Source organism: Phenylobacterium sp. LH3H17 (assembly GCF_024298925.1).
Taxonomy (GTDB): domain Bacteria; phylum Pseudomonadota; class Alphaproteobacteria; order Caulobacterales; family Caulobacteraceae; genus Phenylobacterium.
This window is the reverse complement of sequence record NZ_CP101283.1, coordinates 662,788-676,000: the sequence shown is the minus strand read 5'-3', so window position 1 is coordinate 676,000 and position 13,213 is coordinate 662,788. Positions and strand designations below refer to the sequence as shown.

Sequence of the window (13,213 nt, the reverse complement as noted above, 5' to 3'; positions counted from 1 at the left end):
GAATTCTTGTTGGTGCGGCTTAGGCGCCGCCCGGGAAGCGCATCGGAACCTTCACGGTCCCGGTCTTGGTTCCCATCGGCAGGGCCTCGGCCACGCAGAGCGCCGCCTTGTCGAAACCCTTGCCCGCCTTGTTGTCTTCCAACACCTTGCAGCCCGAGAGCTTGCCGGCGTCGGCCGTGCACTCGAGCATGACCATGGCCGCATCACGCGTATTGGCGTGCTTGGTCAGGCACTTGCTCATGCTGGCTTGGAAATCGGCCGCAGACGATGCACCGGCGAATGCCATGCAGAGAGCGACACCCCCCACGAGTTTGATGAAATTCTTCATGCCCCACTCCTTTCTAGATAACGGACGCAGCCCCTCTATGCAGGATTCAGGTTAAAGGAATCTGAGTCGGCCAACTGATTTGTAGTTAACACCAAGTAAAGATGCCGCGACCTTTTGGCGCTGTCTTCGCCAGTCTTTATAGACGCCCGCGCGCGCAACCCTCTGAGAAACCGGGTTTCAGTGACGTTTGGTTAGCAACCTCACGCCATGGTGTTCGAAATGCTAATCGTCCTTCTGGGGGATATCGGAAGTGAAGCGCCTTCGGCTTGTGGACTTGCCGCTGATCGTAAAGATCGGCTTCGCACCTGCCTTCGCCTTGGTGATGCTGGCCCTGATGGCTGGCGGCGCCGTGGTCATTCAACGCGGCCAGGCGGCCGACCTTGAGCAGGTGGTTCGCACCGACCTGCCCAACACTCTGAGGCTGCAGAAGGTCTCCGAGCGGATCACCGCCGTCCATGGCGAACTCTACTTCCTCCTGACCCACCAGGCCGCGGCGATCGAAGTCGAAAAGATCGAGGGCAAGAGCCAGGCTCTGCTCACCGAGGTCGACGCGATCACCAAGGAAGTTCAGGCGATCCAGGCCAACGCCCCCGCCTCCCAGAAGAAGAACTTCGCCGACCTGGTGAAGGCCCTGAAGCAGACCCGCGACGCGCTCGACGTCATCGCGGCCATGATCACCACCGACTTCGGCACGGCCGCCGGCTTCGCCGCGCCGTTCGAGGAAGAGTACGGCAATATGACCGGCACCCTGAACAAGATCGTTCAGGCCGGCCAGGCCCAGACCGACGCCAACGCCAAGGCCAGCGAGGCCAGCGCCAACTCGGCCCAGACCATGACCCTGATCGCCGCCCTCGCCACCCTGCTGATCGCCGGGACCCTGGCCTGGGCGCTGACCACCATGCTGCGCAAGGACGTCAAGAAGATCGCCAGCGCCACCGAGGCCCTGGCCCGCGGCGACAACAGCATCGACCTGGCCGCCCTGGAGCGTAAGGACGAGCTGGGCGCCATCGTCTCGTCGCTGACCATCTTCCGCGACAACCAGCTGCACCTGGAGAAGCTGCGCCAGGAACACGAGCAGACCGAGGCCGCCGCCGAGACCACGCGCCGCGAGAACGCCGAAGCCGCCGCGGCCGTCGCCGAGGAGCAGGCCATGGTGGTCAACTCCCTCGCCCAGGCCCTGGACAGCCTCGCCACCGGCGACCTGACCTACCGTCTGGACCGGGAATTCCCCGGCGACTACCGCAAGCTGCGCGACGACTTCAACGCCGCCTCCGCCAAGCTGGAAGAAGCCATGCGCGCCATTGCCGGCGCCACCGCCTCCATCCAGTCCGGCGCGGGCGAGATCAGCCATTCGGCCGACGACCTGTCGCGCCGCACCGAACACCAGGCCGCCACGCTGGAACAGACCGCCGCGGCCCTGGATGAGATCACCGCGACGGTCAACAAGACCTCGGACGGCGCCAGCCACGGCCGCGAAGCCGTCGCCTCGGCCAAGACGGACGCGGAAGAAGGCGGCGTCGTCGTCAGCCGCGCCATCGAGGCCATGGGCCAGATCGAGGGTTCGGCCAAGCAGATCAGCCAGATCATCGGCGTCATCGACGAGATCGCCTTCCAGACCAACCTTCTGGCGCTGAACGCCGGGGTCGAAGCGGCCCGGGCCGGCGACGCCGGCAAGGGCTTCGCGGTCGTCGCCTCCGAAGTGCGGGCGCTGGCCCAACGCTCGGCGGAAGCGGCTAAGGAGATCAAGGCCCTGATTTCGGCCTCCAGCCAGCAGGTCGCCGAAGGGGTGAACCTGGTCGGCGAGACCGGCAAGGCGCTGGAGCGCATCGTCCGCCAGGTCGCCGAGATCTCCAACGTTGTCGGTGAGATCGCCGCCTCGGCCAAGGAAGAGGCGCTGGGCCTCGGCCAGGTGAACACCGCCGTCAACCAGATGGACCAGGTCACCCAGCAGAACGCCGCCATGGTGGAGGAGTCGACCGCGGCCAGCCGCGTGCTCGCCGACGAAGCCCAGGAACTGGCCCGCCTCGTGGCCCGCTTCAAGGTCAACGGCGGCCAGGCCGCCCCGATCGCCCGCCACGCTCCGCCGCCCCAGCGTTCCCATGCCCCGCCGCCGCGTCCGCAGAGCCGCGGGAACACGGCGCTGGCCTCCGCGCCCCACGCCGAGGACGATAGCTGGGAAGAGTTTTAGTACCCGAGGAAGAGTAGCGTATTACGAGGGGTCGCCGAGAGGCGGCCCCTTTTTCCTTGAGCCGACGCGCGCTTGACCGACCCGGCGTCAGGGGCGCGGACTTCCGCCCAGAAATGGGAGGAGACCGCCATGGCGCAACTCAGCTTCGACGACCTGATGTTCAAGCCCGGCCTGATGACCGGCGAACGGATCCTGATCACCGGCGGCGGCACGGGCCTGGGCAAGGTCATGGCCGAGGCCTGCCTGATGCTGGGGGCGGAGGTCTATGTCTGTGGCCGCCGCGGCGGGGTGGTCGAGGCGACCGCCAAAGAGCTGATGGCGGCGCACGGCGGCAAATGCGTCGGCCTGGCCTGCGACATCCGCGTGCCCGAGGCGATCTCGGAGATGCTTGACACCATCTGGGCCGACGGGGGGGCGCTCACCGGCCTAGTCAATAACGCCGCCGGCAACTTCATCAGCCGCACCCAGGATCTCAGCCCCCGGGCTTTCGACGCCATCGCCAACATCGTCTTTCGCGGATCGTTCTTCGTCACCCTGGACTGCGGCAAGCGCTGGATCGCCGAGGGCCGACCCGCCTCGGTGATCTCGATCCTCACCACCTGGATCTGGAACGGCGGGCCCTACACCGTGCCCTCGGCCATGTCGAAGGCCGGCATCGCCACCATGAGCCAGTCCCTCGCGGTGGAGTGGGGCGACTACGGCATCCGCTTCAACAACATTGCGCCGGGCCCCTTCCCCACCGAGGGCATGAGCGCCCGGCTCAACCCCAGCCAGGACCAGGAGACCGGCGGCGCCTATGCCGACATGAGCGGCAATCCCATGGGCCGGGTGGGCGAGATGCGCGAACTCGCGAACCTGGCCGTCTACCTGCTGCACCCGCTTTCGGCCTATGTGAACGGCCAGACCATCGCCATCGATGGAGCCTCCTGGCAGGCCTCGGGCGGCAACTTCTCGCGCATGAGGAGCTGGACCGACGCCCAGTGGACCGCCGCGCGCGAGGCGATCCAGGCGGCCAACGCCAAGGACCGGGCTCAGCGCACGGTCTGATCATGGTTAACCGGGTCTTAAGGCCGGTCGGCGGAGGATCGGGCCATGCGCCTCCTCCCGCTGCTCCTCAGCCTCGCCGTCCTGGCCGCCGGCCCCGCGGGCGCCCAGCAGGTCAGGCCCGCCGCCGAGCCGCAGTTCCAGGGCGGGCGGATCGTGGTACCCGCCACGCCTGGATCGCTGGACGGCCTGGCCAAGGCCACCGACGAGGCCCGTCACGGCGCGGCGAAGGATGCGACGTCCCAGCCGTGGGCCTCCACCCCAACCCCGCTGCCGCCGATGCTCGCGCCGTTGGCCCGGCCGGGCTCGGTCGATGGCGGCGCCTGCCGGCTGTCCTGCGCGCGCAGCTATTATTTCTGCCTGTCTGGTGAGAGCGCCGACGAATGCCCGGCCGCCTGGGGGCAGTGCCGCGCCCGCTGCGACGGATCCAATCTGGGCGTTCCGGCCGCTTGATCTCGCGTCGTGAGCGCAGGAGATTGGCGCGGGGCGTCGCGCGTGACTAGAATGACGCGCGTCAGTTTTATCCGAGTCAGTCTTCCATGCCCGAAGTCGCCTATCTTCCCTCCGGCAAGCGCGAACTCACTAAGGTCGCCAACCGCCAGGCCATCCTGGACGCCGCCCGCGAGGTGTTCGGCGAGCTGGGCTACGACAACGTCACGGTGCGCGACATCATCCGCCGTACCGGCTTGGCCGCGGGGACCTTCTACAACTACTTCAAGTCCAAGGAGGAGGTGTACGTCGCCCTCTCCGACGAGGGCGCGCGCCAGTTCGCACCCATACTGAAGGCCCACCGCGCCCAGTCGGCCAATTGGGAAGAGTTCGTCCACGCCGCCATCCAGGCCTATTTCCTGTTCCTGGCCGACGTGCACAAGAACTGGGAGGCCCAGCGCCCGCCGGGAGAGACCCATCCCCATGTCCACGGCGAGACGCCGGAGATGAAGGCGGTCTTCAACGAGGTGCGCGACGCCATCATCGAGGAGATCGCTCGCGGCGGCGCGCCGGCGGCCGATCCCGACTATGTCGCCGTGTCCTGCATCGCCATCGCCCGCGAGGTTGGCGACAAGATGCTGTCGCGCCGGCCCGTGGACGTCAAAAGCGCCACCGAATTCGCGGTCGCCATGATCCAAGGGGGGCTGAAGGGCCTGCCCAAGGCCAGGCACGATGGCTGACCAGCGCGTTCAGCGTTTCCTGGTCCGCACCCTCCTGTCGCTGCCCTCGCCGATCCTGCGGTTGATGGCCGGTGGCGGCGTTGTCTATGTCGGGGGCCGCACCCTTGATCCCCGCCTCCAGTTCCTGGCGGCCCAGGCCTCGCGCGGCCCGGCCATGACCGGCCTGTCGCCGGAGGAGGCCCGGCGCGCCAATACCCAGGGCCTGGCCGCGCTCAGCGGCGAGCGCGAGCCCGGCGTCCGAGTCGAAACCCTGTCGATCCCCGGCCCGGATGGTCCGATTCCCGCCCGCGCCTATCGACCGGCCATCCAGGACCCCAGCGCCCCGGTCATGGTCTTCGCCCACTTCGGCGGTGGGGTGATCGGCGACCTCGACACCTGTGACGCCTTCTGTTCGATGCTGGCCAAGGTGGGCCACGCCGCCGTGGTGTCGGTGGACTATCGTCTGGCGCCCGAGCATCGCTTCCCCGCCGGCCTGGACGACGTGCTCGCCGCCTATCGTCACGTCCGCGACCATGCGCAGGATTTCGGCGCCCCGCCCGGCCACGCGGCCATCGGCGGCGACTCCATGGGGGGCAACTTCGCCGCCATCGTCTGCCAGGAGATGAAGCGCTCCGGCGAGCCGCAGCCGGCCCTGCAATTGCTGATCTATCCCTGCGTGGACGTGGCCAGCGAGACCCAGTCCATGACCACCTACGGCGAGGCCTTCCCGCTTTCGTCGGCGATGATGGACTGGTTCATGGGCCACTATATGGGCCCGGACGCCGACCCGGCCGACCCGACCCTGTCACCGCTCCGCAACCCTGACGTCTCGGGCCTGGCGCCGGCGATCATCGTCACCGCCGGTTTCGATCCCCTGGTCGACCAGGGCGAGGCCTACGCCAAGCGCTTGGCTGACGCGGGGTCGCCCGTGATCTACCGTTGCTACGACAGCCTGGCCCACGCCTTCACCGCCTTCACCGGCGCGGTCCCGGCCGCCGACACCGCCTGCCGCGAGATCGCGGGCCTGGTGCGGGAAGGCCTGGAGGGACGAATTGCGCGCGCTGGTCGTTGAGGAACTGAAGCCCGATTACGCCGGCTGCGTGGTCAAGGAGATTCCCACCCCCGATCCCGGACCGGGCGAGGTGCGGATCAAGGTCCGCGCCGCGGCGGTCAACTTCCCCGACCTCATGCAGACGCGGGGCGAACACCAGCACAAGCCGCAGGTGCCGTTCATCCCCGGCATGGAGCTGGCCGGCGAGATCGACGCCCTCGGTGAAGGTGTCACCGGCTGGAAGCTCGGCGATGCGGTGGTGGGCGGCGCCCGGATCGGCGGCTTCTCCGAATACGCCGTGACCCCCGCCTCGGCCCTGCGCGCCAAGCCCCCGTCGCTCAGCTTCAGCCAGGCGGCGGGCTACGCGGTGGCCTATCTCACCGCCTATGTGGCCTTCGTCCGCCGCGCCCAGGTCGAGCCCGGCGAATGGGTGCTGGTCCACGGCGCGGCCGGCGGCGTCGGCCTCGCCGCCGTCGACCTGGCCAAGCATCTCGGCTGCAAGGTGATCGCCGCCTCGGCCTCCGACGAAAAGCTGGCGATCATCCAGCGCGAATACGCCCCCGACGCTATCGTCAATGTCACCGGCGGCTTCCGCGAGCGGGTCAAGGAGATCACCGGCGGCCGCGGGGCCGACGTGATCTACGACCCCGTGGGCGGCGACGTCTTCGACGAGAGCATCCGCTGCATCGCCTTCAACGGCCGCATCCTCTCCATCGGCTTCACCTCGGGCCGCTTGCCGGTCATGCCGGTCAATATCGCCCTGATCAAAGGCATCTCGCTGATGGGCGTCCGCGCAGGAGAATACGGCCGCCAACTCCCCGAGAAGGGCCGCGAGAACAATGCCGCCATCTGGGACCTGGCCCCGCACATGAAGCCGCGCGTCCACGCGGAATACGCGCTGGCCGACTGGCGCGCCGCCTTCGACACCCTGGCCGAGCGCACGGTGGTGGGGAAGACGATCATCCGGCCCGATCTGTAGTCTCCGATCAGATCCTCCCCCAGCGCGCAGCGCGATGTGGGGGAGGTGGCTCGGAGCGAAGCGGAGAGACGGAGGGGGTTGAAGCCCACGAACGCGAGTTGAAGTCCCCCTCAGTCGGCTTCGCCGACAGCTCCCCCAAAGGGGGAGCATCTTGTGCGCTTGGGCTGAAGCGGGGCCCCGTGCATATTAGCCGCCATGACCATCGAGAACGACGACGACCTGCAGGGTCTGAAGGCCGCCGGCCGGCTGGTGGCCCGCACGCTGGAAGCCATGGGCAAGGCGCTCGAGCCCGGCATCACCACCCGCGAACTGGACCAGCTGGGTCGCGCCATGCTGGAGCGCGAGGGCGCCCGCTCGGCGCCGGAGATCACCTACAACTTCCCGGGCGCGACCTGCATCTCGGTGGGTCCCGACTGCGCCCACGGCATCCCCGATGACCGCAGGGTGGCGGCCGGCGACCTGGTGAATATCGACGTCTCGGCCGAGCTCGGCGGCTATTTCGGCGACACCGGCGCCAGCTTCGCGGTGCCGCCGGTCACGGCCAAGATCGAGCGCCTGTGCCGCGACGGCCGCCGCGCCATGTGGAGCGGCATCCGCGCGGTGAAGTCCGGCGGGCGGCTCAACGAGATCGGCAAGGCCATCGAGGCCTTCGCCGACCGCAACGGCTACACCCTGGTCCGGAACCTCGCCAGCCACGGGGTCGGCCGCTCCCTGCACGACGATCCGGGCGAGATCCCCACCTGGTACGAGCCGCGCGACAATCGTCGCATCCACGAGGGTCTGGTCTTCACCATCGAGCCCTTCCTGTCCCTGGGCGCCGACTGGGTGGAGGAAGGCGACGACGGCTGGACGCTCACACCGCCCGACCATCAGCCCACGGTGCAATACGAACACAGCCTGGTCGCCACGCGCAACGGGCCGGTGATCTTGACCTTGGCGTAGGCCGCCCCCTACCTCCGCTTCGCCGCGCTGGCGTCGCGCAGCGGCTTGAACTCCGAGCCGGGCTTCCAGTTGGGCCAGGCCGTCGAGTTGGCGGTTTCCTTGCCCATCTCGTAGAGCAGGGCCACGTCCTGCGCCGCGCCGCGCAGGTCCCAGTCCGCGCGCCAGACGTCGCAGGTCTTATGGTAGCAGTTGGCCGTGTAGTCGCTGACCCAGGCCTCGCCCGCCGCGCGGCCGCCCGCGATCAGGTCCTGGCCGCCACCCAGCCCCATCAGCAGCAACACGGGCACCCCGCGCTTGGCCAGGCTGAAATGGTCGGCGCGGTAGAACAGCGCCCGCTCCGGGTGGGCGTCCGGCGTCACCGTGCGGTCCTGGCGTTTCGCCGCCGCGGCGAGCTGGTCTTCCAGGTCGCTCTGGCCGGCCCCGATCAGCACCACGTCCCTGGCGGGCCCCACGGGCTGCAGCACGTCCATGGTCAGGTTGGCGGCCATGGTCTCCAGCGGGACCGTCGGATTGACGCCGTAATATTCCGAGCCCAACAGGCCGCGCTCCTCGGCGGTCCAGGCGGCGAAGACCAGGGTGCGGTCGGGCCGCGGTCCGGCCTTGAAGGCCCGGGCGATCTCCATGACCCCTGCCACCCCGATGGCGTCGTCCAGGGCTCCGGGGCGATCGGTCTTGCCTGACGCATCGGGCGCGCCCAGCCCATAGGCGTCCCAGTGTGCGGAGAACATCACGCTCTCGTTCGGCCGCCTGGCGCCGGTCAGCTTGCCGATGACGTTGCGGCTGACCACCTGGGTGTGGACCACCGAATAGTCGGCCGAGAAGGCGGCGCCCTTCAGGGCCACGGGCTTGAAGGCCTTCGACCGGGCGGCGACCTTCTGCGCCTCCAGGTCGAGGCCGGCCTTGGCGAACAGGTCGGCCGCCGCCTCGCGGGTCAGCCACCCCTGCAGCAACAGCTTGTCCTTGGCCGGGTCGGCGCGGACGATGTCGAAGGCTTCGCCATTGGAGGCGATCACCGTCGACCAGCCATAGCCCGCTCCCGGCGCCTCGTGGACGATAAGGGCGCCCAAGGCGCCTCGCCGCGCCGCCTCCTCGTACTTGTAGGTCCAGCGGGCGTAATAGGTGGCCGCCTGGCCGCCGAACGTCCCGGCCACCGGCTCACCGGCCTTGGCCTCGAAGTCGGGGTCGCTGATCAGGAAGACGGCGATCTTGCCCTTCAAGTCGACGTCCTTGTAGTCGTCCCAGCCGCGCTCCGGGGCGGTGACGCCATAGCCCACGAAGACCAGCGGCGCGTCCTTGATCGCCACCCTATCGACCGGCCGCAGGGTCGAGACCGAGATGTCGGTTCCGCGCACCAGGGGCCGGACCGCGCCGTCCTGGCTGAGCGAGATCGTCGAGGCGCCTGGCAGCTCGAACTTCACCAGGGCCACGTCCTGCGTCCAGGCGCCCTTCTCGCCGGCCGGCTCCAGGCCCAGAGCTGCGAACTCCTGCGTCAGATAGGCGATGGTCTTGGCCTCGCCGGCCGAGCCAGGGCCACGTCCCTCGAACTCGGGCGCGGCCATGGTCTTGACGATCGCCGACAGCCGCGCCGGATCGATGGGGCCGGAGTCCTGGGCCTGGGCGGCGGTGGCGAACAGCGAGAGTGCGAGGGCGGTGCGGAGCATGGGGGAGACTCTGACGACGGCGGGAGGGTCAATATAGTCAGATGCTCCCCCTCTGGGGGAGCTGTCAGCGAAGCTGACTGAGGAGACATTGACCCTTGCCTGTGGGCTTCAACCCCCTCCACCGCTTCGCGGTCCCCCTCCCCCAAGAGGGGAGGATCTAGCTCGCTCAGGTCCGCGTCGCGAACTCCGCGTCGCCCGTCACCGCCACCACCTGGTCGTCGAACGAGGCGTGGGCCGAGGTGTAGAGGTGGGCGTACAGCCCGCCATGGGCCATCAGCTCGTCGTGCGGCCCCTGCTCGAGGATGCGGCCCTGCTGCAGCACCACGATGCGGGCCGCGTCGCGGATGGTGGCCAGCCGGTGGGCGATGACCATGCAGGTGCGGCCGGCGAACAGCACCTTCAGCGCCTTCTGGATCGCCTGCTCGGTGAAGCTGTCGATATTGGCCGTCGCCTCGTCGAGGATCAGGATCTGCGGGTCGGCCACCAGGGCGCGGGCGAACGAGATCAGCTGCCGCTGGCCCATGGAGATGTTGCGTCCCCGCTGGCCCAGCATGGTCTGGTAGCCCTCGGGCAGCCGCATGATGAAGTCGTGGGCCGAGACCGCCTTGGCCGCGGCGATGACGTCCTCGGTGGTGGCGCCTTCGGTGTTGTAGCGGATGTTCTGCTCGATGGTGCCGGTGAACAGGAACGGCTCCTGCAGCACCATGCCGATGGTGGCGCCCAGGCTGTCGAGGGTGACGTCGCGCACGTCGTGGCCGCCCACCAGGACCTGACCCTTGTCGACCTCATAGAAGCGGTGGGTGAGCGCGATGATCGAGGTCTTGCCCGAACCCGTCGGCCCGACCAGGGCCACCACCTCCTTGGGCCGCACCGTCAGGCTGATATCGTGCAGCACCGGGCGCTTGGGATCGTAGCCGAAGGTGACGTTCCTGAACTCGACCGTGGCCGGGATGTCCTTCAGCGGAATCGCGTCGGGCTTGTCCTGGATGGCGATGGAGACGTCCAGCACCTCGAAGATCCGGTGCCCCGCGGCCATGGCCCGCTGCATGATCGTATACTGCATGGACAGCATGCGGACGGGATCGAAGAACCGCTGCACATAGAAGATGAAGGCGACCATGACGCCGACATCCAGCCGCCCGCCCAGCACCGCGCCGCCGCCCACCACGATGACGATGGCCACGGCGAAGCCGGTCAGCACGTCCACCGTCGGCACCATGATCTGGGTCATCCAGGCCGCGCCGTTCTGCGCGTCCATGTTTTCGCGGGCCTTCTCCTTGTAGAGCTCGAAGTTCACCGCCTCACGCCGGGTCTCCTGCACCGTGCGGATGCCGTTGATGTTCTCGGCCAGGGCCGAGTTGGCGGTGGAGGAGGCGTCGCGCGCCTCCCGGAAGCTGGACTTCGAGAACGGCAGCCAGATCGCCCGGATCAGGATCAGGGCCGGCAGGACGGTGAGGGTCAGCAGGCCCAACTTCAGGTCCATGCTGAGCAGAACCGCGGTGATCCCCACCAGCATGACCACGTCGCCGATGGCGCCTGTGGAGCTCTCCAGGAACTCCTGCAGGGCGTTCACGTCGCCCTGCAGCCGGGCCATGATCCGGCCCACATGGGTCTTGTCCATGAAGGACAGCGACACATCCTGGAAGTGGTCGAACATCTTGCGGCGGATGTCGAAGATCACCCGTTGGGCCAGCCGCGCCGACAGCCACTGCTCCATGAAGAAGGCGATCGAATAGACCACCACCAGGGCCGCGAAGGCCAGCAGGGTGCGGTCCAGCTTGGCCCCGTCCCCGGCCACCGCCGAATTGACCGCCTGTCCGATCAGGGCCGGGATGGCCACCACCGAGATCGCCGCCACCAACACAGCGACCACCGCCATGGCGAAGGCCTTCTTGTGCGGCTTGAGGAAGACGAAGAACCGCCGCGCGACCTTGGTGTCGAAGGTCCCGAAGATGTCGTCGCCCTCGGAGGAGCCCAGGGAGGCGCGCGGCTGGCGCGGCGCCTCGTTCGAGGGGATGTCGGCCGTGATGTCGCTCATCCGCGGACCTCCTCGGTCTCGAGCACGGGCGCATCGTCCAGCACCGCCTCTGCGTCGGAGCGGGTCTGCAGCTCATAGAGATCAGCATAGACCCCACCCTGCCGGACCAGCTCGGCATGGGTCCCACGCTCCACCACCTGGCCGTCGTCCAGGACGATGATGTGGTCGGCGTGCATCAGGGACGACAGCCGGTGAGCGATAACGATGGTGGCCTTGGTCTGGGTGGCGTGGGCGAGCGCGTCGCGCACGCGGCGTTCGGTCACCGCGTCGATGGCGGCCGTGGAGTCATCGAAGATCATCACGCCGGGGCCCGGCACCACGCCGCGGGCGATGCTCATCCGCTGTCGCTGGCCGCCGGACAGGGCCACGCCGCGCTCGCCGACCCGGGTCTCATAGGTCTCCGGCAAGCCGGCGATGTGGTCGTGGATCTGGGCGGTCTTGGCGGCGTCGACGATGCGATCTTCGGCCGCCCAGGGATCGGCATAGGCGACGTTGTGGCCGATGGACGAGTCGAACAGGAAGGCCTCCTGCTGCACCAGGCCGACATATTCCCGCAAGGACGCCAGGGTCACGTCGCGGATGTCCTGGCCGTCGATGGTGATCGCACCGCCGGTGACGTCGTAGAAGCGCGGGATCAGGTTGGCGAGGGTCGACTTGCCGCTGCCCGGCGGCCCGACGACGCCCAGGGTCTGGCCCGCGCGCACCTCGAAGCTGACATCCTTCAGGATCTGCTTGCCGCCCGGGTCGTAGGCGAAATCCACATGGTCGAAGCGCAGGGTTCCCTTGGTCGGCGCCAGCGCCTTGGCGCCGGGCGCGTCGGCGATCTCCGGCTCCAGATCCAGCACCTCGAACAGCCGCGCCCCCGAGGAGGTGGCCCGCGCCGCGGCGTTGAAGATCATGGCGATCTGGCGGATCGGGGTCTGCAGCAGGGTCATGTAGGTGAGGAACTCGGTCAGCTTGCCCACCGACATCGTCCCGTCGATCACCTTGTGGCCGCCGTACCAGAGCAGCAGGCCCATGGAGCCGTAGAACGACACCTGCATCACCGACACCGCCCGGAACCGCAGGGTGATGCGCTTGTAGGAATAGTGGAGCGCGTCCAGCGAGGCGGCGTCGAACTTGGCCATCTCGAAGCGCTTGCCGGCGAAGGCGCGAACCACGCGGATGCCCTGCAGGTTCTCCTCCATGGTGAGCGTCAGGATCGCCATCAGCTCCTGCACTCGCAGCCAGGTGACCCGCAGCAGGAAGCCCATCCGCCCCAGCGCCGCGCCGGCGATCGGCACGAAGGCCAGGCCGATCAGCCCCATGACCACGTCGGTCGACAGCATCATGTAGCTGGCGAAGCCGAGCAGCAGGGTGAGCGTCAGGGCCTGCATCATCCCGCCCTGGATGAAGACCCGCGCCCCCTCCAGATCGAGCATGCCCCGGGTGATCAGGTCGCCCGAATGGATGCGGTCATGGAAACCGAAGCTGAGCCGCTGCAGCTGCTGGAAGAAGCGCAGGCGCAGGTCGTAACCGACCTGCTGGCTGACATATTCCCCGTGATAGCCGGCGGCCATGGTCATCAGGCCGCGCACGATGGTGGCGGCGATCACCAGCAGGGCGGTGCCCCACAGCGCCGCCTGAGCCTCCCCCGCATGGCCGGCGCCGGCCGTGAGCAGCACCTGGGCCTGATCGACCGCGTTGCCGAACAGGCGCGGCAAGGTGAGGCTCGCCACGGCGGACCCCAGCGAGCAGATAATGGCCAGCGACACGCGACCCGGATACTTCAGGGCCAGGGCGGTGATCCGCTGCAAGACCCTGGGCATCTGACTGACATCCACCTTCGGTGCGG

11 protein-coding genes are annotated in these 13,213 nt (G+C 68.4%); 7 read left to right on the top strand and 4 right to left on the bottom strand.

Annotated elements, in window-relative coordinates:
- Nucleotides 1–19: 19 nt before the first annotated feature.
- Complete coding sequence (locus M9M90_RS03375) at nt 20–241, bottom strand: hypothetical protein (protein ID WP_254835755.1); 222 nt, start codon at nt 239–241, stop codon at nt 20–22.
- A gap of 337 nt (nt 242–578) precedes the next feature.
- On the opposite strand from M9M90_RS03375, the gene M9M90_RS03370 reads away from it, so the two are divergent.
- The 7 genes from M9M90_RS03370 (at nt 579) to map (ending at nt 7,680) form a co-directional block, all read left to right on the top strand.
- Complete coding sequence (locus M9M90_RS03370; RefSeq protein ID WP_254835754.1) at nt 579–2,516, top strand: methyl-accepting chemotaxis protein; 1,938 nt, start codon at nt 579–581, stop codon at nt 2,514–2,516.
- A gap of 129 nt (nt 2,517–2,645) precedes the next feature.
- Nucleotides 2,646–3,563, top strand: a complete 918-nt coding sequence (locus M9M90_RS03365) for an SDR family oxidoreductase (protein WP_254835753.1) — start codon at nt 2,646–2,648, stop codon at nt 3,561–3,563.
- Nucleotides 3,564–3,608: 45 nt separating this feature from the next.
- Nucleotides 3,609–4,013, top strand: a complete 405-nt coding sequence (locus tag M9M90_RS03360; RefSeq protein ID WP_254835752.1) for a hypothetical protein — start codon at nt 3,609–3,611, stop codon at nt 4,011–4,013.
- Between the two features lie 86 nt (nt 4,014–4,099).
- Nucleotides 4,100–4,729, top strand: coding sequence for a TetR/AcrR family transcriptional regulator (locus M9M90_RS03355; protein ID WP_254835751.1), 630 nt, complete (start codon nt 4,100–4,102; stop codon nt 4,727–4,729).
- Complete coding sequence (locus M9M90_RS03350; protein WP_254835750.1) at nt 4,722–5,780, top strand: alpha/beta hydrolase; 1,059 nt, start codon at nt 4,722–4,724, stop codon at nt 5,778–5,780. Before M9M90_RS03355 ends, M9M90_RS03350 begins: the two co-directional genes overlap by 8 nt.
- Nucleotides 5,761–6,738 (top strand): NADPH:quinone oxidoreductase family protein, encoded by a 978-nt coding sequence (locus M9M90_RS03345; RefSeq protein WP_254835749.1) that lies wholly within the window; start codon nt 5,761–5,763, stop codon nt 6,736–6,738. Before M9M90_RS03350 ends, M9M90_RS03345 begins: the two co-directional genes overlap by 20 nt.
- A gap of 195 nt (nt 6,739–6,933) precedes the next feature.
- The gene (map, locus tag M9M90_RS03340; RefSeq protein WP_254835748.1) at nt 6,934–7,680 is read left to right on the top strand and encodes a type I methionyl aminopeptidase; all 747 of its coding nucleotides are present in this window, start codon (nt 6,934–6,936) and stop codon (nt 7,678–7,680) included.
- A gap of 8 nt (nt 7,681–7,688) precedes the next feature.
- Here the strand turns inward: map and M9M90_RS03335 are convergent, their stop codons facing one another.
- The 3 genes from M9M90_RS03335 to M9M90_RS03325 all read right to left on the bottom strand — a co-directional run bounded on the left by M9M90_RS03335 (nt 7,689) and on the right by M9M90_RS03325 (nt 13,187).
- On the bottom strand, nt 7,689–9,341 hold the full coding sequence (locus tag M9M90_RS03335) for a M28 family metallopeptidase (RefSeq protein WP_254835747.1): 1,653 nt from the start codon (nt 9,339–9,341) through the stop codon (nt 7,689–7,691).
- Between the two features lie 166 nt (nt 9,342–9,507).
- Entirely contained in the window at nt 9,508–11,379 is a 1,872-nt protein-coding gene (locus M9M90_RS03330; RefSeq protein WP_254835746.1) for an ABC transporter ATP-binding protein, read from the bottom strand.
- Nucleotides 11,376–13,187 carry an ABC transporter ATP-binding protein gene (locus tag M9M90_RS03325; RefSeq protein WP_254835745.1) on the bottom strand — a complete coding sequence of 604 codons (1,812 nt, stop codon included), beginning with the start codon at nt 13,185–13,187 and terminating at the stop codon, nt 11,376–11,378. Before M9M90_RS03325 ends, M9M90_RS03330 begins: the two co-directional genes overlap by 4 nt.
- Between the last annotated feature and the right edge of the window lie 26 nt (nt 13,188–13,213).